The 25694-nt window shown below is 43.2% G+C and carries 19 protein-coding genes and 1 rRNA gene; 3 read left to right on the top strand and 17 right to left on the bottom strand.

Going from position 1 to position 25694, the window contains the following annotated elements:
• From D8886_RS04125 to D8886_RS04085, 8 genes are all read right to left on the bottom strand, one after another.
• Positions 1 to 67: ribosomal RNA gene (locus tag D8886_RS04125) — 16S ribosomal RNA — on the bottom strand; the annotation flags it as partial.
• Between the two features lie 316 nt (positions 68 to 383).
• Entirely contained in the window at positions 384 to 1310 is a 927-nt protein-coding gene (locus tag D8886_RS04120) for an ATP-binding cassette domain-containing protein (protein ID WP_125434312.1), read from the bottom strand.
• A gap of 10 nt (positions 1311 to 1320) precedes the next feature.
• Positions 1321 to 2388, bottom strand: coding sequence for an ABC transporter ATP-binding protein (locus tag D8886_RS04115; RefSeq protein ID WP_002908886.1), 1068 nt, complete (start codon positions 2386 to 2388; stop codon positions 1321 to 1323).
• 8 nt (positions 2389 to 2396) lie between these two features.
• Positions 2397 to 3323 (bottom strand): oligopeptide ABC transporter permease OppC, encoded by a 927-nt coding sequence (oppC, locus tag D8886_RS04110; RefSeq protein ID WP_002908085.1) that lies wholly within the window; start codon positions 3321 to 3323, stop codon positions 2397 to 2399.
• Complete coding sequence (locus D8886_RS04105; RefSeq protein WP_125434311.1) at positions 3323 to 4819, bottom strand: ABC transporter permease; 1497 nt, start codon at positions 4817 to 4819, stop codon at positions 3323 to 3325. The genes oppC and D8886_RS04105 overlap by 1 nt, the downstream gene beginning before the upstream one ends.
• 64 nt (positions 4820 to 4883) lie before the next feature.
• On the bottom strand, positions 4884 to 6869 hold the full coding sequence (locus D8886_RS04100) for a peptide ABC transporter substrate-binding protein (protein ID WP_125434310.1): 1986 nt from the start codon (positions 6867 to 6869) through the stop codon (positions 4884 to 4886).
• A 232-nt stretch (positions 6870 to 7101) separates the two neighbouring features.
• Positions 7102 to 9072: a peptide ABC transporter substrate-binding protein gene (locus D8886_RS04090; protein WP_125434309.1), complete on the bottom strand. Its 1971-nt coding sequence runs from the start codon at positions 9070 to 9072 to the stop codon at positions 7102 to 7104.
• A 191-nt stretch (positions 9073 to 9263) separates the two neighbouring features.
• Positions 9264 to 11219 carry a peptide ABC transporter substrate-binding protein gene (locus D8886_RS04085; protein ID WP_032911845.1) on the bottom strand — a complete coding sequence of 652 codons (1956 nt, stop codon included), beginning with the start codon at positions 11217 to 11219 and terminating at the stop codon, positions 9264 to 9266.
• 295 nt (positions 11220 to 11514) lie between these two features.
• Here D8886_RS04085 and pbp3 point away from each other — a divergent pair, with 295 nt between their 5' ends.
• Complete coding sequence (gene pbp3, locus D8886_RS04080; protein ID WP_002920145.1) at positions 11515 to 12783, top strand: D-alanyl-D-alanine carboxypeptidase PBP3; 1269 nt, start codon at positions 11515 to 11517, stop codon at positions 12781 to 12783.
• A gap of 139 nt (positions 12784 to 12922) precedes the next feature.
• Here pbp3 and sufB read toward each other — a convergent pair whose 3' ends face one another.
• From sufB to D8886_RS04035, 9 genes are all read right to left on the bottom strand, one after another.
• Positions 12923 to 14335 carry a Fe-S cluster assembly protein SufB gene (sufB, locus tag D8886_RS04075; protein ID WP_002893631.1) on the bottom strand — a complete coding sequence of 471 codons (1413 nt, stop codon included), beginning with the start codon at positions 14333 to 14335 and terminating at the stop codon, positions 12923 to 12925.
• Between the two features lie 17 nt (positions 14336 to 14352).
• Positions 14353 to 14790: a Fe-S cluster assembly sulfur transfer protein SufU gene (gene sufU, locus D8886_RS04070; protein WP_125434308.1), complete on the bottom strand. Its 438-nt coding sequence runs from the start codon at positions 14788 to 14790 to the stop codon at positions 14353 to 14355.
• Positions 14777 to 16009 carry a cysteine desulfurase gene (locus D8886_RS04065; protein ID WP_125434307.1) on the bottom strand — a complete coding sequence of 411 codons (1233 nt, stop codon included), beginning with the start codon at positions 16007 to 16009 and terminating at the stop codon, positions 14777 to 14779. Before D8886_RS04065 ends, sufU begins: the two co-directional genes overlap by 14 nt.
• Positions 16010 to 16049: 40 nt before the next feature.
• Positions 16050 to 17312, bottom strand: coding sequence for a Fe-S cluster assembly protein SufD (gene sufD / locus D8886_RS04060; RefSeq protein WP_125434306.1), 1263 nt, complete (start codon positions 17310 to 17312; stop codon positions 16050 to 16052).
• 41 nt (positions 17313 to 17353) lie between these two features.
• Positions 17354 to 18124 (bottom strand): Fe-S cluster assembly ATPase SufC, encoded by a 771-nt coding sequence (gene sufC / locus D8886_RS04055; RefSeq protein WP_011837463.1) that lies wholly within the window; start codon positions 18122 to 18124, stop codon positions 17354 to 17356.
• 89 nt (positions 18125 to 18213) lie between these two features.
• Positions 18214 to 19380, bottom strand: a complete 1167-nt coding sequence (locus D8886_RS04050; protein WP_125434305.1) for a glycosyltransferase family 4 protein — start codon at positions 19378 to 19380, stop codon at positions 18214 to 18216.
• The gene (gene mecA, locus D8886_RS04045; protein ID WP_002911767.1) at positions 19371 to 20123 is read right to left on the bottom strand and encodes an adaptor protein MecA; all 753 of its coding nucleotides are present in this window, start codon (positions 20121 to 20123) and stop codon (positions 19371 to 19373) included. Before mecA ends, D8886_RS04050 begins: the two co-directional genes overlap by 10 nt.
• A 175-nt stretch (positions 20124 to 20298) precedes the next feature.
• Positions 20299 to 21141, bottom strand: coding sequence for an undecaprenyl-diphosphate phosphatase (locus tag D8886_RS04040; protein WP_125434304.1), 843 nt, complete (start codon positions 21139 to 21141; stop codon positions 20299 to 20301).
• Between the two features lie 139 nt (positions 21142 to 21280).
• Positions 21281 to 23176, bottom strand: coding sequence for a DUF2207 domain-containing protein (locus D8886_RS04035; RefSeq protein WP_125434303.1), 1896 nt, complete (start codon positions 23174 to 23176; stop codon positions 21281 to 21283).
• A gap of 131 nt (positions 23177 to 23307) precedes the next feature.
• On the opposite strand from D8886_RS04035, the gene D8886_RS04030 reads away from it, so the two are divergent.
• Positions 23308 to 24873, top strand: coding sequence for an ABC transporter substrate-binding protein/permease (locus D8886_RS04030; protein ID WP_125434302.1), 1566 nt, complete (start codon positions 23308 to 23310; stop codon positions 24871 to 24873).
• On the top strand, positions 24870 to 25610 hold the full coding sequence (locus D8886_RS04025; RefSeq protein ID WP_002893646.1) for an amino acid ABC transporter ATP-binding protein: 741 nt from the start codon (positions 24870 to 24872) through the stop codon (positions 25608 to 25610). The genes D8886_RS04030 and D8886_RS04025 overlap by 4 nt, the downstream gene beginning before the upstream one ends.
• Positions 25611 to 25694: the final 84 nt, after the last annotated feature.

The following is a 25694-nucleotide window of genomic DNA, read 5'->3' as shown; positions in this document are numbered from 1 at the left end:
GTTCTACTTGCATGTATTAGGCACGCCGCCAGCGTTCGTCCTGAGCCAGGATCAAACTCTCATTAAAAGTTTGAGTTCGCACTCATTACTGTCCACTGACAGATTTATTCTCGTTTTTTTGACAGGTTACATATCTCTATGTCACCCTGCACTTGGTTCGTCTTGTTCAGTTTTCAAAGGGCTTTGTCTTTCGCGACAACTATATTAGTATATCACCCAACCACACCTCTTGTCAATACCTTTTCTAATTTTTTTTACATTTTTTTGAAAAATTATGGTTTTTAAGTTAGTGGTTGATATTACATACCTTTGTGGCCGATCGATTAATTTACATTCTATATCTTTTTTAAATGCGCAAAAAAATGCCCTTTCGGACATTTTTTCTATTCTTGTTCTTGTTTATACTTTTCGAGTTCAGCTTTATTAGCCCAGACGTAGTGTCCTGGACGAATCTCTGCCATTTCTGGTTTATCAACAGAATAATCGTGCTGTTCAGGATCGTAGACCTTCAAGACTTTTTTACGCTCTAAGATTGGATCTGGAATTGGAACAGCTGAGAGCAGGGACTGTGTGTAGGGATGGACAGGATGGTTGAACAACTCCTCTGTCTCTGCCACTTCTACAATGACACCTTTGTAAATCACGGCGATACGATCAGAAATAAAACGAACTACCGAAAGGTCATGGGCAATAAACAGGTAGGTCAAGCCAAGCTCTTTTTGAAATTTTTTCAAAAGATTCAAAACCTGAGCCCGAACAGATACGTCCAAGGCAGAAATCGGCTCATCTGCAATTACGAAGTCTGGTTGCATGACCAGAGCACGAGCAATCCCAATCCGCTGACGCTGTCCACCAGAGAATTCGTGAGGATAGCGAGTTAAATGCTCAGCTAACAAGCCAACTTCATTGATGATATCTTTGACTTTTCTTTGACGATCTTCTTCGCTATCAAACAAGTGATAATTGTAGAGACCTTCAGAAAGGATGTAGTCAACGGTAGCACGCTCATTCAGACTGGCAGCTGGATCTTGGAAAATCATCTGAATTTTGCGAATCAAGTCTGCTTCTTCTGCTTTTGACTTTTTACCATTAATCTTTTTGCCTTCATAGAAGATATCACCTGCACTGGTATCATTAAGGCCAATAATAGCTCGACCAATAGTAGTCTTACCAGAGCCTGACTCTCCTACAAGAGAGAAAGTTTCTCCCTTATTGATGAAGAAATTTGCATTTTTAACTGCCACAAATTTCTTACTTCCTTCACCGAAGGAAATTTCTAAATCTTTAATTTCAACTAATTTTTCAGTCATTTCCTTCCTCCTAAGCTTCTAATTGATTGAAGCCCATTTTTGAACGAATTTTTTCATGCAGGTTTTCGATAATCTCTGGTTTATCAACCTTAGGCGCATCTTCGTGCAGCAACCATGTCTTAGCCCAATGAGTATCTGACACATTGAAAGCCGGTGCTTCTTCTTCAAAGTCAATTGACATGGCATAGTCAGAACGCAAAGCAAAGGCATCCCCTTTGATTGGTGAATAAAGTGACGGTGGAGTACCAGGAATCGAGTAGAGCGCACCATTCGCATCTGCCAACTGAGGTAAACTGGATAGCAAACTCCATGTATAAGGATGTTTTGGCTCGTAGAAGATTTCTTCAACTGTACCGTATTCTACAATTTCACCGGCATACATGACCGCAACCTTATCTGCAATACTAGCCACAACACCAAGGTCGTGCGTAATAAAGATGGTTGTGAAATGATATTCTTGCTGCAAGGATTTGAGCAAGTCAATGATCTGCGCTTGAATCGTTACATCAAGGGCCGTTGTCGGCTCATCACAGATAAGAATATCAGGACGGCAAGCCAAAGCAATAGCAATAACAATCCGCTGACGCATACCACCCGAGTATTGGAAAGGATATTCTTCGAAACGTTTTTCCGCATCTGGAATCCCGACCTTACTCATATAGTCAATGGCCATTTTTTTAGCTTCTTTGGCTGATTTTCCTTGGTGCTTGATAATGACCTCTGTAATCTGGCTCCCAATCGTATTAATGGGATCCAAGCTCGTCATCGGATCTTGGAAGATAGTCGCAATTTTTGCACCGCGAATCGGCTCCCAATCCTTATTATTACGAAGAGTTGTCAAATCTTTTCCGCGATAGTCAATAGTTCCTTTAGCTACACGGCCATTTTCTTCTAACATACCAGTAAAGGTCTTTGTTAATACAGACTTTCCTGAGCCTGATTCACCAACAATAGCCAGCACTTCGCCTTCAATCAAGTCCAGAGAGACTCCACGAATGGCGGTTAAGACACGATCGCGAACATCGAATTCCACGACAATATCGCGAGCAGTCAATATTACATTTTCATTCTTTGTCATATTTACTCCTATCTATGTGTACGTGGATCGCTGGCGTCAGCTAAGTTTTGACCAACTACGAAGAAGGTAAGAGATACCAAAATCAGAGTTGTGAGTGGAATCCAAAAGAGGTAGGCATTCGTCGTCACATTTTGAGAATAATCTGAAATCAGGCGTCCCAAACTTGGCACTGTTACAGGAAGACCTAATCCAAAGAAGGACAGAAAGGCTTCGTAAGAGATAAAGCTTGGCAACATCTGTGAAGTGGTAGTCACGATAACAGATACCAACTGCGGCATAATGTTCTTCGTAACAATCTTGAGAGTCGGTGTACCAAGAGTACGAGAGGCAAGGTTGTATTCCAAATCCCGATAGCGCATAATCTGCACACGGATAGTGTAGGCAATACCGACCCAACCAGTAATCGTCATGGCAAAAATAAGATTCCAGAAACCAGCACCGATAGAGTANGTCAAGACAATGACAATCAAGAGGGCTGGGATATTTGAAATGATATTGTAGATTTCCATCATGACACGGTCAACTGTTTTGGAAATTCCCCAGATACCGCCAATGATAACTCCGATAGCCAGATTAATAACCGTCGCAATAATCGAAATAAGAATAGAGTTACGGGCACCAAACCAAACACCGTCAAAGAGAGACTTACCATTACTATCCGTTCCAAACCAGTATTGACCACTTGGCTTGATATAACGCATGCTAAAATCATTTACCTTGCTCACGTCATTAAAGTCGAAGTTTGAAAACATAGGATAAATGAAACTCATAAGAATAATGGCAATCAGAATCCCCAGCATGGTAATGGTTGATTTCTTTTTCAGAAATTGACGCATGACTGACTTCCAGTAAGAATAGGCTGGAGCATCAATCGTTTCAGAGGCAAAATCGTCACGTTTGACAAATTGGAATTTGCTTTTATCAATTGTAGCCATTATTTACCTCCTTTTGATGTTAACTTGATACGTGGGTCCAGTACTGTCATCAGAATGTCACCCAATAAGAGGGCAAAGATAGACAGACATGTGAAGATGAATACAAGACCAACAACCATAGAGTTATTGGATGCCTTAACGGAATCAATCAGCATCTTACCCATACCAGGAAAGGCAAAGACAGTTTCTGTCAGAGTCGCACCTGCAATAACACCAACGATAGAAGCTGGGATACTAGATACCAGCGGCACCATAGCGTTTTTAAAGATGTGCTTGTTAGAAATTTCTTTTTCAGAGAGACCCTTAGCACGTGCAAAGCGGACAAAGTCCTGAGACTGCAGGTCAATCATATAACGACGAATCCAAACAGCTGTCCAAGGAGCACTCAAAAGCCCTAAAATAACAGCTGGAAGGACATAAGAACGCCAATCTCCTGCTCCCAAGATTGGGAAGGAGTCTGGAAGACCAACAGCAGACCCCGCCAAACGAACGATGTAAACCAAGGCGATGGTTGGCAGTGACATCATAAAGGTCAAGCCCGCTGTAGAAATGCTATCAAACCATGTATTCTTGAGTCGAGCCATGTAGGATCCGAGTGGAATAGCAATCAGATAAGACAGAGCCACACCAATCAAACCGATAATGGCTGAGCTGGTAATCATGGATGGATTTTGATAGTTGCTTTGAGTCGCCGTATAAGCATCTCCCTTACCAAACTTAGCAATATCCTGTGAGTCGGCTTTGCTTGGCGTCTTATAGGTACGAGAGTAAATGTTAACAGATGATGTCTTTTTACCTGTTGGGAATTGAACTTCAGAAGACTTAGTTTGTCCTTGTCCCTGTGTAATAACTTGCAGAACAGGGATATTAGCATAGGTCGGATAAGAATTACCTAAATTAAAGGTGATAAAGTTCTGGTGGACAAATGGGAACTGACCGTTAAAGTACAGCAGATACTTATGCTTGGTACCTGAACCCACAAGAGACCAGCCAACAGAAGGATCATTTTCAAACCGGATATAACGCTCTAGGTTTGGATTTTCCTCATCTTGGATAACATTTGGATGGTCAATTTGAATCAAATTAGCATAGAACTCAAAGACACGTTCATACACAGGTACTTCGCGTACAGCGTAGAATTCTCCGCTCAGTGGAAATTTCTGCAATTTCCAACCATTACCAAGTTTATCAATATACTTCTGATAAATCTTCTTGTTTGCTTCTGTAGCTTCTGTTGTAACTGAGGAATCTTCCTTGCTAGCCTTCTCCTGCAGTTCCTTAGTATCATAATAGTCAATGTAACCCATCCGCTCAAAGATGGTGTTTTCATAGTTAGCTTTTTTATCTTTATTGGTCGCTATTTTATTATAGTTAGGATCCTGCTTGAAAATCAACCTTCTTGGCACCATAGTATAGATAATGGCATAAGTCAGGGTTGTCACCAAGAAAATCGACACAATTGAGCGTAAGATACGCATAAAAATATATTTTTTCATTTATCGTTTCCTTTAAATTCCAAAAGAACTTTCTCCTCTATTAGAGAAAGTTCTCTTAGCAAGCTTATTTCACGTGGTCTGCTAATTCTTCTTGAGCTTTTTTATTAGATTCCGCACGTTCTTTATTCCATTTTTCCTGAGCGCTATTATAATCTTTTGTAGTTACAGTCTCATCCTGTAATTTCATGTACTTATAACTTGCTGCTTCACGCGCCTTAGCACCAGACCAAGCAAACGGTGCTGAGAATGGTACTACCTTAGTCAAGGTTGGACGGCCTGTTCTAGAAGTTACCGGAATCAACAAAGCACTATCAGTTAGCCAAGCCTGAGCTGCCGCATATTTTTCATAACGCTTGTTCAAATCTTGCTTTTCTGCACCCGCTTCGTCCACTAGCTTGGTATATTCATCCAAACCAACTTGTTTCGCTGCGGCATTATCTGTGCCATCAAATCCTAAGAAGGTCTTGGTATTTTCACCACCAGGTTTGATGATGTCAAGATAAGTAGATGGATCTTGATAGTCCGGAGTCCAGCCGACATTGTCTGAAATATCCCAGTCTTCTTCAGCAGCAGAAGGAGCAAACAAGGTAATGTTAGTCACTTCATCCTTAGACAATTGGTGAACATCAATCACAACATTATCTGTTCCCAAAGTCTTCTCAATGGATTGCTTGAGGGATTGAACGCGCTGTACTTTAGAAGTAGCTGTTTGATCAACCGGAATATCCAGATGAATTGGGAATTCTACTCCATCAGCTTTCAAAGCTTCTTTTGCTTTAGCAAATTCAGCCTTTGCTTTGTTCTCGTTATAGAGACCATCTTGACCATCTGAGAAGTCAACGTCTTTCCATTCGTCGCCATAAGTTACTACTTTTTCCTTAACTAAGTCACCGAAGGACTTGTCACCAGCCTGCACAAATGTAGGTGGGATGTAAAGGTTACGAAGAAGTTTGTCTGCTCCGTCCTTACCATTAATCTGAGATGCATAGGACTCACGATTGAAGGCAAAGGTCAAAGCCTGACGGAAGTCCTTGTTAAGCAAGGCTTTCTTAGTTGAAGTTTTTTGAGCTTCTGATGTCTTAGCCGTATGGTTGTACGACTGACGATCAATGTTTGTACCTACTAAGAAAGTTGAGGCATCTTGAGGTGTATAAACGATATTATCTTTAAAGTCTTTTTCAACCTTTTCATAAGTCGCACTAGTCGGGAAGAGTCTGGCTGTTGTCAGAGCACCTTGACTGAACTGCTCAGCTAGTTTCCCTTGATCTTGTCCATCATAGAAAGAGAGTTTAACTGCATCTACGTGAACATTTTCTTTGTCCCAATAATTAGGATTCTTCTCAAATTGAATTTCAGATTTTGAAGTCAATGATTTGAGCAAGAAAGGTCCGTTATAAAGCAAGCTTGTTGGATCGGTTGCTTGAGCGAACTTATCACCTTGGTTTTTCAAAAAGTCTTTGTTTACCGGGTAGAGAATTCCCATTGTAGTCTTAGAGTTCCAGAAGCTTTCTGGCTCATTAAGAGTATACTCAACGGTATGATCATCGACTGCTTTGATCCCTACTTCTGAGAAATCAATCTTCCCAGAAATATAGTCCTTAAGCCCTTTGACAGAATCCTGAACCAAGTAGATTGTTTCAGATTTGTTGTCTGCTGCATACTTAAGACCTGTAACAAAGTCTTCTGCTGTGACATCTGCGTACTCTTCACCTTCGGAAGTATACCACTTAGCATTTTTGCGAAGTTTGTAAGTGTAAGTTTTCCCATCTGGGGATACAGTCCATTCCTCTGCCATTGAAGGAACCAAGTTTCCATATTGGTCGTTTTCTAAAAGACCGTCAATAACATTGGCAGTCAAGTCTGTTGTAGCAGCTTTACTTGAAGTGAGATAGTTCAAGTTTTCAGGATCTGTCTCGTAGATATAATTAAAGGTGTTTGAAGAGTCTGAGCTGCCTGACTTTGTGTTTGGCTTAGAGCCTGAGCAAGCTGCAAGAAAGCCAGCCGCAAGAAGAGTAACTCCTGCTAACGCAAGGACTTTGCTTTGTTTCATATGGGTTTCTCCATCTTTTAGATTTTTAGATTTAATTAAGATTATAGCATAGATAGTACTAAAAGTAAAATAAATTTTCAGAATATTAAGTTAGCTCACTAACACCCTAAGATGTTTATGTAATCAGGCTTCCTGCATGTTTGCTATATAGGATTAGATAAGCTCAAACTCGCTTATTCTATCTCTCAAATCATCAAAAACCCCACTGTTGCTACAATGGGATTTTCTTGATTTATTTGATATGTTCTGCGAGTTCTGCTTGAGCTTTTTTATTGGATTCTTCCTTTTCTTTTGCCCATTTTTCACGCGCTTTTTCATAATCTTTAGTCGTTATTGGTTTATCTTGGATTTCAACATATTTAAAGCTGTATTCACCCTTGTTTCCAGTCCAAGCAAATGGTCCTGAGAATGGAACAACCTTACGGACACTTGGTGTTGCACCAGATGACCAAGCTGGCATCAACAGAGCACTGTCTGTCAGCCAAGCCTGAGCTGCAGCATATTTTTCGTAACGTTTGTTAATATCCTCGTTTTCCGCAGCTGCGTCTTCCAAGAGTTTGTCATATTCTTCAAAGCCAGCCTCTTTAGCTGCCGCATTGTCTGTACCAGGATCAAATCCAAAGTAGCCGTCAACATTCTCACCAGTCTTAGAGCCAGTGATTTCCAAATAAGAAGATGGATCGTTATAATCTGGGCTCCAGCCAAGATTATTATTTAAGTCCCAGTCTTCTTGAGATGCCGAGGTCGCAAAGTAGGTGATGTTATTCAACTCATCATCTGTCATCTGCTGAATGTCAATCACCACATTGTCAGAGCCAAGATTGGATTCAATAGACTGCTTCAGTGACTGAACACTCTTAACACCATTGGTATCTGCTGAGCTAACCGGAATATCCAGATGAATAGGGAATTCTACTCCCTCTGCCTGCAGCGCTTCCTTAGCTTTGGCAAATTCTGCCTTGGCTTTTTCTGGATTATAAAGACCATCCTGAGCGTCGTCTAATTTGACTCCCTTCCACTCATCACCGTAGCTAGCCAGATTTTCTTCTACAATGCTGCCGAACTCTTTACCATTAGCTTGTACAAAGGTTGGCGGAACAAAGGTATTACGAAGCTGCTTGTCTGCTGCTTCTTCACCATTGGTTTGTGCAGAATAGGCAGTACGGTCAAAGGCAAAAAGCAGAGCCTGACGGAAATCTTTATTGAGCAGTGCTTTCTTAGTAGAAGATTTCTGTGCATCCGTTGTCTTAGAAGTATGCTCGTAAGACTGACGGTCGATATTAGTTGTGACAAAGAAGGTTCCTGAACCTTGAGGAGTGTAGACGATATTATCGCCATACTGTTTCTTCACACTGGCAAAGTTGGAGCTATTTGGGAAAAGACGAGCAATGGTGTAGTTGCCGTCAGAGAAGCCACGCACTAGAGATTCTGTATCTTGACCATCGTAGTAAGAAAATTTGACAGTGTCAATTTTCACCTTTTCCTTATCCCAATAGTTTGGATTCTTCTCTAAGCTAATTTGAGATTTCGAAGTGATAGATTTCAAGATAAACGGACCGTTATAGAGGACACTGGTCGGATCCGTTCCCTGAGCAAACTTGTCACCTTTTGATTTCAGGAATTCTTCGTTAATTGGGAAAAGAATCCCCATGGTTGTCTTAGAATTCCAGAAACTTTCTGGCTGATTCAAAGTGTATTGAACAGTAGAATCATCCACCGCCTTGACACCCACTTGGGAGAAATCAGTTATTTTACCATTGACATAGTCGTCCAAGCCTTTAACAGATTTTTGAATGATATAGAGACCCTCAGACTTGCTGTCTGCGGCATGCTTCAGACTGGTCACAAAGTCCTTAGCAGTCACATCTGCATACTCTTCACCATCAGAAGTATACCATTTCACTCCCTCACGAAGCTTATAAGTATAGGTTAGACCATCTTTTGAAACGGTCCAATCTTCCGCTAGAGAAGGCACTAAGTTACCATACTTATCGCTTTCTAGCAAACCATCCACTACATTAGCCATAATCTCATTGGTTGCCCGCTTATTGGACACAGTGTAATCCAGCGTATCTGGATCTGCCGTATAAACATAGCTATAGTTTTTCCCAGATGAATTGGAGCCACCAAACGAACAGGCAGCCAGAATTCCTGCAGAGAGAATGACAAGCCCAGCAGCTGCAGCTAACTTAGATGTTTTCATAAACTTCCTCCAGTTTTCATTAAGATTACTTTCATTATAGCACTTCTGCGACAGGATGTAAACGCTTCAATGCAATAGAGAGTCATATAAAAAAGAGACTGGGACAAAATGTCTCAGTCTCGCTTTATCGTATTCACAAACTTTTGATTCCAAACTGTTTATAAAGAATCAAAAGCTCGCGGTTCAGAACCTTATTTAATGTGTTTTTCTAAGTCTTCTTGGGCTTTTTTATTGGATGCTTCCTTTTCTTTTTCCCATTTCTTAAGAGCCGCTTCATAGTCTTTAGCTGTAACAATATCATTTTGGAGCTCCATGTTCTTAAAGACATAGGCATCTCCTTTGATTCCGACATAAGAGTAAGACTTGGTAAATGGCACAACCTTCTGAACGACTGGTGAACCACCACCAGAAACACTAGGAATAACAATGGAGCTATCCGTCAACCAAGCCTGAGCTGCTGCGTATTTGGTGTAACGAGCATCTGTATCTTGTTTTTCTTGATCAGCTTCATCCAGCAAAGCCTTGTATTCATTCAAGCCAACCTTATTTGCCACATCAGCATTTTTCCCTTTTTCTATACCAATATTATCTGCAGCATCACCTGTTTCAGGGTTAAAGATATTCAGATAAGTTGATGGATCTTGGTAGTCTGCTGACCAGCCAGACATGTTGAGATCGTAGTCTTTCTGAGCTGCTGTTTCTGCAAAGTAGGCAGAATTATCAAAGTCATCTGTTGACATTTGCTGAACATCAATAACGACATTTTCTTGGCCAAGCGCTGATTCGACAGACTGTTTGAAGGAATTCGTCCGTTGTACCAAAACCTTGTCAGACTGATCGACAGGGACGTCAATATGGATTGGGAATTCTACACCTTCAGCTTGCAAGGTTTCTTTTGCCTTGGCAAATTCCGCCTTGGCTTTATCAGCATTGTAGATGCTGTCTTGGGCATCTGTCAGTTTGACACCGCTCCACTCATCACCGTATGTAGGAAGTTTGCTCTCTACTACATCTGAAAAGTCTTTGCCATCAACCTGCACGAAGCTAGGAGGAACTAGCAAGCTACGGATGAGTTTAGTCGCCCCATCTTTACCATTCATCTGAGCTCCAAAAGATGTCCGGTCAAAGGCAAAGTTGATTGCCTGACGGAAGTCTTTATTTTGAATAGCAGCTGTAGTTGATGCCTTTTGAGCATCTGATGTCTTAGACGAATGATTATAAGTCTTACGATTCAGATTGAAAGCAAAATAGAAACTAGTTGAATTCTGTGGTGTGTAAATAATATTGTCTTTGTACTGCTTTTCTACAGAAGCATAGTTAGAGCTCGTAGGGTAAAGCCGTGCTTGAGAATAAGCCCCGTCTGAGAAGTTGCGGATCAAGGATTCCTGATCCGAACCATCAAAATAAGTCAGTTTTATATTTTCAACCTTGACATTGTCCTTATCCCAATAGTTCTGGTTTTTAGCATATTCAATGACAGACTTAGAAGTGAATGCTTTCAGAACATAAGGTCCGTTATAAAGAATGGAAGAAGGTTTTACGGTACCAAAATCTTTGCCTTGTGACTTCAAGAAATCCTCATTGATGGGGAACAGAATCCCCATGGTCGTCTTAGAGTTCCAGTAGCTTTCTGGCTGGTTGAGCGTGTATTCGACCGTGTGGTCATCAACTGCTTTTACTCCAACTGTTGAGAAGTCTTTAGACTCTCCTTTGACATAGGCATCCAAGCCTTTGATAGAGCTTTGGACGATAGGAAGAGCTTCAGAATTTTCATCTGCCGCGTGCTTCAAACCTGCTACAAAGTCTTGTGCTTTAACCTCTGCATATTCTTCACCATCTGATGTGTACCACTTAGCATCTTTACGAAGCTTATAGGTATAGGTCAAACCATCCTTTGAAACAGTCCAGTCTTCCGCAATAGATGGAACCAAATTGCCATATTTATCATTTTCTAAAAGGCCGTCCACCAAGTTTGTAATAACATCGGACGTAGTAGCCCGATTTGAATTGACATAGTCCAAAGTATCAGGGTCACTCAAATAGACATAAGAATAGGTATTGCTGGCACTAGAGTTTCCACAAGCAGCTAAAATCAGTGTTGACACGACTGTCAGTCCAGTAATGGCCAACCATTTAGATTTTTTCATGAGCATTCTCCTTCTCAATTCAGTATATTGTATTATTATACAATATTTTTCTAAAAAAGTAAACGCTTTATGTAAAAAAGTAATAATTTTCTATTTTTCAGCCTTATAAACTGTGTTATTTCAAATATTTTTTAATTATTGTCATATTTTTCTATGCTAAACTTTATAAAAATGCGTTTAAAGTCAATATCAGCGCCTTTTTACATCTATTCTGTAATATTTTTATTATCCTTCATTTGTGAAAGAAAAGAGCTTTTTATGATACAATGGTTATATCTTGTTTTAGGGGAAAGAAATGAAACGATTATTCCTATGTTTACTAGTTTTGGTCGGAATGACCGCCAGCAAGGTTGCAGCAGATGATTTCAACATTGCAGCTAAGAGTGCAATAGCTGTAGACGCTACTTCCGGAAAGATTCTCTACGAAAAAGATGCTAATACTCCAATCGAAGTCGGCTCCATCACCAATCTTTTGACCGTCTATCTGGTCTATGAAGCCATTGACAGAGGAGACCTGACTGCCGATACCTATGTTGATATCTCAGACTACGCCTACACTCTAACATCTAATCCAAATATCAGCAATGTCCCTTTGGAAGCCAAACGTTACAAAGCCAAGGACTTGATTGCCGCTTCCTTGATGTCCAGCTCCAACAGTGCCACGATTGCCTTGGCTGAAAAGGTTGGAGGCAGCGAAGAAAATTTCGTCCAAATGATGAAGGCCAAGCTTAAAGAATGGGGAATCAAAGATGCTACTATTGTGAACTCCACAGGGCTGAATACTCTTCTTCTAGAATACGCAACTGAAGAAACAGAGTATAGCGCCTCAGCTAGCACATCTAAAAAAAGCAAGGACACTGAAAATAAATTCAGTGCCTACGACTTGGCTGTTATCAGCCGGCATCTGATTATGGACTTCCCTCAAGTGACAGACATCACTTCCAAGTCCACAGCTAAAATTGCAGGGACGAGTCTGGAAAATTATAACTTCATGTTGGAAAACCAGTCCAACTTCCGCTCAGGTGTAGACGGACTCAAAGCCGGCAGTTCGGATAAGGGAGGCTCTTCCTTTGTTGCGACGACTACTGAAAATGGTATCCGCATGATTACTGTTGTGCTGGACGTTGAGCAAACCGACGGCGACCCCTACGCACGCTTTGTAGCCACAGCATCTTTGATGAACTATGTTTCGCAAAACTTCACTCAGACGACCATTGTGGCTGAGGGGGAGACCTACAATAAAAGTAATTCAACCGTTATTGACGGCAAGCAAAAGACCGTTCCAGCCGTCGCCAGCAAGGATTTCACCATCATTGAGCGCATCGCCAATCAGGCTGAGCACAAGGTGGAATTTTCCACCAACGAAAAAGGCTTCCAAGCTCCGCTGAAAAAAAATACTGAGCTCGGAACCTTGACCTATACCGACCCTGAGCCAATCGGCCAAGGTTATCTGGAAAACAAAGCGCCTTCTGTCACGATGGTGGCAGGCCAAGAGGTAGAAAAAAGTATCTTCTTCAAGGTCTGGTGGAATGACTTTGTCCGCTATGTCAACGAGAAATTATAAAGAACAACCGCGAATCAAATGATTCGCGGTTGTTTTGTATGTTTTCTAAATGTTGGACTAGAGCTAGCAAACATCTTTGAATATTAACTCACAATGCGTGTCTTCAAGCAGTGATTCAAAATTTCGCTTAGACGAAGCTTTACCCAACTGATCCTTCCATTTCATAGCTGATCAAGCGGTTAAGCTCAACAGCGTATTCCATAGGTAATTCTTTGGTGAAAGGCTCAACAAAGCCCATGACAATCATTTCGGTGGCTTCGGATTCGGACAAGCCACGGCTCATGAGATAGTAGAGCTGCTCTTCTGAAATCTTAGAAACCTTGGCCTCATGCTCTAGAGCTACTTGAGAGTTATGAATTTCATTAAAGGGAATGGTATCTGATGCCGAAATATCATCCATGATAATCGTATCACACTCAATATGGCTGACGGATTTCTGTGAATTCTTTCCAAAGGTCACTTGACCGCGGTAATCCACCTTACCTCCGCCCTTAGCAATAGACTTGGACACGATAGATGAGCTGGTATGAGGAGCATTGTGAATCATCTTAGCCCCTGTATCTTGGTGTTGATTGGTATTGGCAAAGGCAATGGAAAGCATAGTTCCTCGCGCTCCAGGTCCATCCAGATAGACAGACGGATATTTCATAGTCGTTTTCGCACCGAGGTTCCCGTCAATCCACTCAACCGTTGCATCTTTCATAGCCCTCGCCCGCTTGGTCACGAGGTTGTAGACATTATCAGACCAGTTTTGAATAGTGGTGTAGCGCATATAGGCACCATCAAGAGCAAAAATTTCGACAATTGCTGCATGTAGACTATTACTAGAGTACGTCGGAGCTGTACATCCTTCAACATAATGGACGCTAGCGCCCTCATCGACAATAATCAAAGTCCGCTCAAATTGACCAGAATTTTCATTGTTAATCCGGAAATAAGTCTGCAAGGGAACATCTACCTTGACACCTTTTGGCACATAGATGAAGGTACCACCAGACCAGACGGCGGAGTTGAGAGCTGCTAGCTTGTTATCTGTTGGAGGGACCAGCTTAGCAAAATACTGCTTGAAGAGCTCTGGGTATTCCTTGAGAGCTGAGTCGGTATCCGTAAAGACGATTCCTAGCTTTTGGAACTCTTCCTTCATATTGTGGTAGACCACTTCGGACTCATACTGGGCAGCCGCACCAGCCAGGTAGGCCCGCTCTGCTTCTGGAATCCCAATCTTCTCAAAGGTTTCCTTAATCTTCTCAGGCACTTCATCCCAACTTCTAGCAGGTTTATCAGAGGCCTTTTGGTAATAGATCAAGTCATCAAAATTAATTTCCGACAAATCCGGTCCCCAAGTCTGCATCGGCATCTTCTTGAAAGCCTCGTAGGATTTGAGGCGGAAATCCAGCATCCATTCTGGTTCATCCTTGGCTGCAGAAAGCTCACGAATGACCGCTTCATTCAGCCCTTTCCCTGTCGAGAGGACAGGTTCAACATCGTCATGGAAACCAAACTTGTACTCTCCGAGATCAATCGGTTTTGGTTCTACTCTTTCTTCTGACATAATTTCCTTTCACATTCTTACTTTTTATCTTCTTCAATTGCTCGCTTGAGGGCATTCCAACCCAAGGTCGCACACTTAATCCGCTGCGGGAATTTGGCAACGCCTGCTAAAAAGGCGCCATCTCCCAATTCTTTCTGGCGACTGTCTTCTTGGCCCTGAACCATCTGCGAGAAAACTTCTGCTAATTCCAGCGCCTGCTCTTTTGTCTTACCCAGAACCGCATCCGTCATCATGCTGGCTGAAGCCGTTGAGATGGTACAGCCAGAATTTACAAAGGCAATATCCTCAATCTGATTTTCAGCATTAAACTTGACAGACAGACTGATAACATCCCCACAGGTCGGGTTATTGAGGACTACCTGATCCACATCTTCCAGTTTCCCATGATGATGGGGGTGAGCTGAGTGGTCGGTCACAACCGCCTTGTAAAGACTGTCTAACTTAGAAAGCGCCATTGAAAAACTCCTTTGTCTTTTCTAAAGCATCTACCAGCTTGTCGCAATCCGCATAGGTATTGTAGATATAGAAGCTGGCTCGAACAGTCGCTGGCACCTGCAGATAGGTGAGCAGAGGCTGAGCACAATGGTGACCCGCCCGAACAGCCACTCCTTCGTAATCCAGAGCTGTCGCGACATCATGTGGATGGAGACCGTCCAGATTAAAGGCAATCACACCTGAGCGCTGGGCCAAATCCTGAGAGCCATAAATGGTCAAGCCTTCCACTTCCTGCAGCTTAGGAAATACATAGGCAATCAGGTCCTGTTCATGCTGGGCAATGGCATCCATGCCCAAGTCTTCCAAATAATCAATGGCTGCCGCAAGACCGATTGCTCCTGCCATATTCGGAGTGCCGGCCTCAAACTTCCACGGGAGCTCCTTCCAGGTAGCTTCCTGCTCATAGACAAAATCAATCATTTCGCCGCCAAACTCGACTGGCGACATCTCTTCTAGCAATTCTTCCTTGCCATAGAGAACTCCGATACCAGTCGGGCCTGCCATCTTATGCCCCGAAAAGGCGAAGAAGTCCACATCCAAATCCTGTACATCAATCTTCATGTGCGGAATGGATTGAGCCCCATCCACCACCAAAAGCGCTCCTTGCTGATGAACCAACTGGGCAATCTCCTTGATGGAATTGATAACCCCGAGGACATTAGAAGCATGAGCCAGAGAGACAAATTTGGTCCGCTTATTGAGCTTGGCACGGAAATCTTCCATATCCAGAGCACCGTCTTTGAGATAGACATAGACTAACTTGGCTCCGGTCTTCCTACAAGCTTCCTGCCAGGGAATGACATTGGAATGGTGCTCCATGATAGAAATCATCACTTCATCACCAGGCTGCAACCTTTCAGCCGCAAACTGAGCCACCCAATTGAGACTCGTCGTGGTTCCTCGTGTAAAGAGGACTTCTCTGCTAGAAGACGCATTGATAAAAGAGCGAACTCTTTCTCTGGCTGCTTCATAAGATGCTGTCGCTCGCTCGGCTAGCGTATGCACACCGCGGTGAACGTTGGCATTGTCTCTAAGATAGTATTCCTCAATGGCATCTAGCACCTGCTTAGATTTCTGGGTTGTCGCCGCATTGTCCAAATAAACCAAAGGCTCATCATTGACAATTTGGTCCAAAATGGGAAAATCTTGCTTGATTGCTTCTGCATTAAATCCAGACATGAAGACTCCTATCTACTTACAAGGGACAAGGCCCAGCTTTTTATCTTTTTGCGAGAATAATATCGATATTTTCAATCATTTCATCACGGACTTCCTTAACAGGGATTTCCACAATCACTGAGCCTAGGAAACCACGCACGACCAAGCGTTCAGCCGTCGCCTTATCAAGACCTCGACTCATGAGATAATACATATCCTCTGGATCCACCTGGCCGATAGAAGCCGCGTGACCAGCTGTCACATCATTCTCATCAATCAAGAGGATGGGATTAGCATCTGAGCGAGCTTGATCAGACAGCATGAGAACCCGGCTTTCCTGCTGGGCATCTGCTCCCTTAGCCCCTTTGATAATATGACCGATACCATTGAAGGTCAGGGTTCCTTTTTCCAGGATAACCCCGTGCTGCAGGATATTTCCGATAGAGTTGCAGCCATAGTTAGTTACGCGGGTATCAATTCCCTGAACCTGCTTACCGCTTGAGAGAGCCACCACTTTCATATCCGCATGGCTGCCCTTGCCATAGAGGTCGCTGTCAAAGTCTGCCACGACATTGCCTTCGTTCATAACGCCAATGGCCCAGTCAATCATAGCATCGTTGTCCAGCTTACCGCGACGGCTGATATAAGCCGTTACATTTTCGCCCAAGCGGTCAATAGCTGAAAACTTAATCTGAGCGCCAGCTTGAGCAATAACTTCGACAGTGATATTGGCTGTTACTGGAACAGAGCCCTCACCATAAGTTTCCAAGCGTTCCAAGTAGTTAACTTTGGAATGCTTGCCTGCGATAATCAAAATATGCTTGTTAAAAGGAACATCGCTTTCGCTGTCCTGATAAAAAATTCCTTCAATCGGCTGATCAATCTCAACATTGTCCGGCACATAAAGAACTGCACCGCTGTTGAAATAGGCAGTGTGGTAAGCCGCCAATTTGTCCTCGTCATACTTGACCGCAGACATAAAATGCTTCTCTACCAGCTCTGGCATCTCTTCCAAAGCAGAGTGGAAATCAGTGAAAATCACGCCTTGCGCTGCCAAGTCAGCTGGCAATTGCTCCAGAACAGTCTGAGTTCCCAACTGAACAAGCTTGAGATTGTCGTCTAGGGCTGTAAAGTCTGGAACACTTGTCAGCGGCTCACTTTCTGAAATACGGCCGTCTCCCAGATTCCAGCGATGAAATTTAACCCGCTCAATACGCGGCAATTCTAACTGGTCAATCTTATCAAAGGCCTGCTGGCGCAGTTGAAAGAGCCAGTCTGGCTCTGCATGTAGCTGTGAAAATTCTTGAATTAATTCTTTAGTCATGTCATTCTCCTATCTTTTATCAAAGTCAAAAGAATGTTTGACTAGGCTTCTTCGGTATAGGTGAAGCCCAACTCTTCAGCCAATTTGGCATAGCCTTCTTTCTCCAAGCGGACTGCCAATTCTGGACCGCCAGAAAGAACGACTTTACCATCCATCATGACATGAACCACATCAGGAGTGATATAGTTGAGCAAGCGTTGGTAGTGGGTGATAATCATAGCACCAAAGCCTTCACCGCGCATAGCATTAACCCCTTTGGACACAACCTTAAGAGCATCGATATCCAGACCTGAGTCAATCTCATCCAAGAGTGCAAAAGTCGGCTCAAGCATGAGCAACTGCAGGATTTCATTGCGCTTCTTTTCACCACCGGAGAAACCTTCATTAAGGTAACGCTCAGCCATTTCTTCTTTCATGTTGAGCAGTTCCATCTTTTCATCCAGCTTCATGATAAAGTCGCGGACAGAGATTTTTTCCTCTTCTTCCTTGCCAGCATTCATAGCTGCACGTAGAAACTCTGCATTAGTAATACCAGGAATTTCACTAGGGTACTGCATAGCCAGGAAGAGTCCCATGCGAGCACGCTCATCCACTTCCAATTCTAAGATATTGACTCCATCAAAAAGCACCTCTCCTTGAGTCACTTCGTAGTTAGGATTGCCCATGATAGCTGCAGACAAGGTGGACTTCCCTGTTCCATTCGGGCCCATAATAGCTGCAACCTCCCCCGTTTTCAGAGTGAGATTCACTCCTTTGAGAATTTTTTTCCCTTCGATTTCAACATGAAGATCTTTGATTTCTAAGACAGACATTTCTTTTTCCTTTCTTTGCTTAGCTGATTTACATACTTTAGTATACCAAAAAAAAGCCCAAAAGGCTTTTATTTTGTTTAGAGCTATTCTTATTTATCCCTCTTTTGACGCCATTTCCGCCGAACTTCCTCTCGGTAGGAGGAATTCCCAATAAAGCGGAGAATATTGAGCAAAGGAGTACGATTAGGTCCCAAAACTCCGACCAACTCAGCAAAGAGCTCAACTCCCAGAAGTAAGCCAATCATCAAGAGCACGCCCCCAATTCGACTGGAAACATTCAACAAGAGAGAAATCATGGCAAAGACCAGCGAAATCCCGTAGATAACCAGTACTGTTCCTCGGTGAGTCAATCCCAAGGACAAGAGTCTATGATGAAGATGGTGCTTGTCAGGCGTGTAGAATTTCTGACCAGATAGAGTACGGCGGATAATCGCCAGAAAAGTATCCGTAATCGGCACTCCTAAGATAATCATAGGCGTCACCACAGCAACAGCTGTCGCATTTTTTAGTCCTTGCAAGGACAGAACAGCAATCATAAAGCCGATGAAGAGAGCCCCCGTATCACCAAGATAAATGATAGCCGGGTGGTAATTGTAAGGGAAAAAGCCCGCAATTGACAAGACCAAGACGAAAATTGTCAGGGTCAAAAAGAGATTGTGCTGGGGCAAAAAGAAGTAAGAAACAATCCCCATCGTCACCAAGGAGATGATGGACACCCCACTCACCAGACCATCCAGACCGTCAATCAAATTAACCGCATTGGTGATAGAAATAATCCACACCACTGTCAAAATATAGGACAGCCAAGGCTCAAAATGCAGGAAAGGTCCGCCAAAAGGAATCTTAAAATCATCCAATCGGAAATCAGTCAGCCACCAGATTAGGCTGGCTGCTAGAACAATTCCACCCATTTTCAACATAGGCGATAGTTCTTTGATATCATCGACCAGCCCTGTAAAGGCAATAATCAAACCACCTAGAACGACCGGCCAAACATAATCAAAATAGGTCTGTCCAAAAAAATCTACAGCAACAATCTGCGGCATCAAGAGCAGAGTAGAGATAGAAAAAGCCGCTACAATCGCCAGCCCGCCACTGCTAGGCATGGGCTTTTTATTGATGCGACGAGCATTGGGATAATCTACCGCACCAATCTTAAAGGCTAGGAGCCGAACCAAGGGTGTTAGAATCACCCCGATAAAAAAAGTTCCCAGCAATACCAAGATAAACTTTAAAGGAAAAGTAATCATAGGCATTCAACCTTCTGCAGGCCGGAGACGGCATCTGTCACCAAAAGAAGATGACCGTGCTCCTGCAGCACTGCCCGAGTGATATCTGAATCATCTGCGAATTCACGCATCTTGGCCAAGAGCCAAGCTGGATAGCGCTCTGGAAAGCCCTCAACATCTACTAAAATCGTCAAATAATAAGCTGAATCATACTTATAAAGCTCTGATAAGTCAATCTTATAGTCCACCGTCTGGGCAAAAGCCGCAGCAGCTTTAATATCTTCAAAACGCAGGATGTAGTAAATGTAACGCTCTGCATTTTCCGCCGACTGCTCATCAGCCGCCTCCTGAGAAAGCTGCTCCCTTTCCTCTGCTTCGGCTGTTTCCAAAGATTGGACTGCTTCTATGTCTTCCTTACTCTTTTCAAAAATGCTCTTTTCCAATGTCTTGAGGAATTCATCTGGAGACATATGAGACAGCTCGTCCATGTCTGGCAAATCTGCCAAATCCTCAAAACTCAGATTCTTATCCAACTTAGACTTGGTAACAAACACATCCACCTTATCTGGTTTAGGCGTCACTCGAAAACTCAGCATACCGCTGTCCAAAAAATTATCCGGCATCTCCAACTCATCTAAGATGGTATAGAAAAACTCTTCCGTCTTTTCTTGGGGAACCAAGAAATCAGCCATTTCCATGCCGCGCTCTTCCAAATCTTCCAGCTGAATCGTGATTTTTATGGTCGAATCACTAATCTGTTTCATTTCCATATCTCTACCTCATACACTTCTAGTCCTACTATTATACTAAAAAATCCCCCGTATTTCAAAAAATAGCTAGTAACGCTTTGAAAATGGAATTTGCAAGAAAAAACTCTCAGAAAATTCCGAGAGCTTATTATTTCATTACATGAGAAAGAGTCAGGGAAACATTAAAATTACCTTTTTAACCCATCAAGGCTTTGATTGCTGCATAAACCAGAAGCACACCGCCTAGGCCAATCCGATATTTCCCAAAAATTGTAAAGTCATGCTTTTTGACGTAGTCTGTCAGGAAACGAATCACGACTAGACTAACACCGAAGGCAACCCCCATGGCAACTAAGAGCAAGAAGATTTGCCCAAATCCCAGACTGTTCCCATTCTTGATAAACTTGAGAATTTTCCAGCCACTAGCACCAAACATAATAGGAATCCCCAGATAGAAAGTGAACTCTGTCACGACAGAACGACTGACACCATTCAGGAGACCACCGACAATGGTGGCACCAGAACGGCTAGTCCCAGGAAAGAGAGCTAGAACCTGAAAGAGACCAATTTGCAAGGCAGTCTTGTAAGGAAGAGAAGCTAAATCTGTCACAGCAGGCTCCTCATGCTCCCGCCTTTCCAGATAGATAAAAGCCGCCCCATAGACAATCAGCATCACTGATACAGATACTAGATTGTAGAAATGCGCTTCAAACCAATCATCCAAGAATAAGCCGATAACAGCAGCCGGCAAGGCTGCCACGACGACCTTAGCCCAAAGCTGCCAGGTCTTTTGAACCTGACGGGCTGATTTGCCTGGTTTAAAAGGGTTTAGCTTGTCAAAATAGATAACGACAACCGCCAAAATAGCTCCCAGCTGGATAACGACATTAAACATTTCCATAAAGGCTGGACTTTGATTCTTAAACTGGATAAAGTCTTGAATCAAAATCAGGTGGCCTGTACTAGAAATCGGCAGCCATTCTGTGATTCCTTCGATGATTCCGTAAATAATAGAGATGAAAATTTCAATGATAAACATAGAATACTCCTGAAACAAGGGTTTACTCAAGGAAAGTCACAGTTAAATTCCCAAAGAGTATTAGGTTTTATTATATCACAATTTCAAGGCTAGGAAAAGCCAGTACTAAGACTTTTCCGGCTAGGAGGGAGTTTATCTATTAGAAAGCTCCACCGCCTCCGCCGCCTCCGCCGCCAGAGAACCCACCACCTGAACTACCGCCAGATGAGACAGAGAAATTGCTGGCTGTAGTGGCTACATGACCATAGTTTGAGAAGCTGTGCATACTGCTATAGAAGGCATAGTGCAGGTTAGCCTGAACATAGCTGTCCATAGATGGATTTTCCAAGTGAATCTGACGCAGAGCCATGACACGGCTGACACGATCTGCATAACCAAAGAGGGTCGCATAGACCAAGAGACGGTTCCACAGGATAATGCCTTCGATTTCTGTATTGTCCAGATGGGCAATATCTCGCAGCATATTGGAAAAACTTCGCCACAGATAGAAGTCGTGCGCGCCTTCGTCATTCAGGACGCCATCTCGCCAATAAAGCTGTGCCTTACTAGCAAAAATGAGAATCAAGACAAGACTCACCAGCGCCAAAGGAATATAATACCAGATAAAGCCGCCAAAAGAAGCCATATAGATAAAGAAAACAGCGATAGACACTACCAAACCAGCACAAGCCAGAATAATAGCAGTAATCAGCAATCTCTTTTCCTGAACTTTAAGAGGCCGGTAGTGAGCAAAGAGACCCAAACGCTTGCCTTCAGAGCGCACTTCTTTAGATAAGGAGCGCAAACTGTTAGTAAATAAGGACTTGATATTACTACCGATGTTACGGATATAGGACTCATCCGCAGAAGACTTGTGCTTATAAATATCTTCTGAAATTTGATAGGCTGAAAAGAGATCTTTCACCCTAGCCTGGGATTGCTTGTTAAAAGCCATGCCCAGAAAACGTCTCTCAAAGTCTGCCAGCCCATCATAAGTCACTATTTGCAGAACAGGATTTTCAGCATCCCCCTGCAGGAGGAGATTGCCTCTATCCAGCAAGTCTAATAAAGTCGCCTGGACCATGTTTTCAAAGTTCAGCACTGCCTTGCCGCCATTCGTCGGATTGACATCCTCCATATCCACCGCGTAAATATTTTCCGCCAAGACAAGAGGAGCCAAGTCCTGAGGAGCCTCATATAGACGAGCATTCTTGGGATAAGACTGCTTAGGCTTGATTTTCTGGGCAAAGACAAAATAAAGGATAACCGCTACAAGGATGGCACATAAGAGCAGCAAGGGCATATAAATTTCTCCTAGCTGCCGGTAAAAGACCGTCCTGCGGGCAATCTTTTCTTCTTGAGCTTTAAAGGTTGGCAAGTAGTCGTTCTCGTCTTCATTCTGGGACACAAGAGAAACCGCTTGTCGCTCCCAATAGCCGTGGAGCTCGACATTATCGCCCGAGCCAATTCCATTGATTTTGACCAGATAGTCAGTGCCATCCTTATCCACGAAAGGCTGGGTACCAAAGTAGCCACTATGAGCAAAGAGTTCACTCTTATCTGGATTGCTCAAGCCAGAAACCGTCAAAACGACCTCTCCTATCCCCTGATCCCAGTCGCTGATAGGAGTCCAGTTGAGCTCAGCAATATCCTTGTGAAGAAAAAGGAGATTTCTCAACTGCCAGGTCACAGTGACAACAACTCTGTCACCGTCGTTTCCTGAATTATAGATTTTGACTTCATAACCGTCGCCTAAGTCTCTGACTTGGGGGTTAATGTCCATATCTGGCTCACCATTCGTCAGAACCGAGACCGTCGGATTCCCATCAATGGCAAAGCCATTGGGCATCTTTCCAGCAGAGCCCAGCGAAACAATCTGACCATTATAGTCGTCATTAAACTTGTAGGTCACTTTCTCTGTGTAGGTAGCTGTATTGTCCTCACGCAAGGCCAGATCGCCTTGATAGGATTCAATATCATAGTCAACAGCCGAGACAACCTGACCAAAACAAAGACAGGAAAATAAGACTAATAGGAGACAAAAATATCGTTTCATACTCAACCTCTCTTTACAGATATTTTGTTCTATTATATCATTTTTATCAAGTAAGGGCTTACTAGGATTGAAAAGAACGGTAATTTTCGATAGAATAGGAAGAACAATTATTAGATAAGCAGGAGAAACCCATGAAGAAATTATTACTCACTTTATTTACTGCCCTCCTGGTCGCTTTAGGAACAGCCCAAGTTATCCAAGCCGATGACTACCTGAGAATCGGTATGGAGGCAGCCTACGCTCCCTTCAACTGGACTCAGGATGACGATTCCAACGGTGCTGTAAAAATCGAAGGAACCAACCAATATGCCAACGGATACGATGTGCAGATTGCCAAAAAAATTGCTCAAGAGATGGGCAAGGAACCTCTGGTTGTCAAGACTTCTTGGAATGGCTTAATTCCTGCTCTGACCTCCGGAAAGATTGACATGATTATTGCGGGTATGAGTCCAACTGCCGAGCGGAAAAAGGAAATCGCCTTTTCCAACAGTTACTACACCAGCGAGCCAGTTCTCCTAGTTCGTAAAGATGGAAAATATGCATCCGCTAAGACTCTAGAAGACTTCAAAGACGCCAAAATCACTTCCCAGCAAGGAGTTTACCTCTACAATCTCATTGACCAACTGTCTGGTGCCAAAAAAGAGACAGCTATGGGCGATTTTGCTCAGATGCGTCAAGCCTTGGAATCTGGAGTTATTGATGGCTATATCTCTGAGCGGCCAGAAGCTTTGACTGCTGAGACTGCCAACTCTAACTTCAAAATGATCCAATTTGAGAAAGGCTTTGAAGTAGGAGAAGAAGATGCTTCCATTGCCATTGGGATGCGTAAAGATGACAATCGTATCGAGCAAGCCAATGCAGCTATCGCTAAGATTACTACCAATGACCAAGTCAAGCTGATGGATGAGATGATTCAGAAACAGCCTGTTGATACGGATAGTGAAACAACGAATGAATCATTCTTCAGTCAAGTGGCTAAGATCCTGGCTGAAAACTGGCCGCAATTTTTACGCGGAGCTGGTTTGACCTTGCTTATTTCGATAACAGGAACCATCGCAGGTCTCATCATCGGACTGCTGATTGGCGTTTATCGGACAGCACCAGCTTCTAAGAATAAACTCCTAGCATCACTGCAAAAAATCTTTGGCTGGTTCTTAAATGTCTATATTGAGATTTTCCGCGGAACTCCCATGATTGTTCAGTCCATGGTTATCTACTACGGAACAGCTCAGGCTTTTGGAATTTCTATCGACCGGACTATCGCTGCTATTTTCATCGTCTCTATCAACACCGGAGCTTATATGAGCGAGATTGTCCGCGGTGGTATCTTTGCTGTTGATAAGGGGCAATTCGAGGCCGCAACAGCACTGGGTATGACCCACGGCCAGACCATGCGCAAGATTGTTCTGCCTCAGGTCGTCCGCAATATTCTGCCTGCAACTGGTAATGAATTTGTCATCAATATCAAGGATACATCTGTGCTGAACGTTATCTCGGTGGTTGAGCTTTATTTCTCTGGAAATACCATTGCTACCCAGACCTACCAATACTTCCAAACCTTTACCATCATCGCTGTAATCTACTTTGTCCTGACATTCAGCGTGACACGCATCCTGCGCTATGTTGAAAAACGCTTTGACACAGACAACTACACGACAGGTGCCAATCAAATGCAGACAGGAGAAGTAAAATCATGACAGAAACCATTTTAGAAATTAAAAACCTCAAAAAGTCCTACGGTGAAAACCAAGTCCTCAAGGACATCTCCCTCACCGTTCATAAAGGAGAAGTGATTTCCATCATCGGCAGTTCCGGTAGCGGAAAGTCAACCTTCCTGCGCTCCATTAACCTTCTGGAAACACCAACTGGCGGTCAGATTTTCTATCGCGGCAAGAATGTTCTGGACGAGAATTACGACCTGACCCATTACCGTGAAAAGCTGGGCATGGTCTTTCAGTCTTTCAATCTCTTCGAGAATCTTAATGTCCTTGAAAACACTATCGTCGCTCAGACAACGGTCCTGAAAAAAGAACGGTCCGAAGCCGAGAAAATTGCCAAAGAAAACCTCAACAAGGTTGGAATGGGCGAGCAATACTGGCAGGCCAAGCCTAAGCAACTCTCAGGCGGTCAGAAGCAGCGGGTCGCTATTGCCCGCGCCCTCTCTATGAATCCTGATGCTATCCTCTTTGACGAGCCGACTTCAGCCCTCGACCCTGAAATGGTTGGTGAAGTTCTGAAAATCATGAAAGAACTGGCTCAGGAAGGACTGACTATGATTGTCGTAACCCACGAGATGGAATTTGCCCGTGATGTTTCCAGCCGTGTTATCTTTATGGACAAGGGCGTCATTGCTGAAGCTGGCAGCCCGCAGGATATCTTCACCAATCCAAAAGAAGAAAGAACCAAAGAATTCCTGCAACGTTTCCTCAGCTAAACTATTTATTTTCAAAAACAAAAAGGAATCTAGAACTAAGTCCAGATTCCTTTTTTTATTTAATGAGCAATATCAGTTGCACGA

Source organism: Streptococcus sanguinis (genome assembly GCF_003943655.1).
Lineage (GTDB): Bacteria > Bacillota > Bacilli > Lactobacillales > Streptococcaceae > Streptococcus > Streptococcus sanguinis_F.
This window is presented reverse-complemented; position numbering and strand designations above follow the sequence as displayed.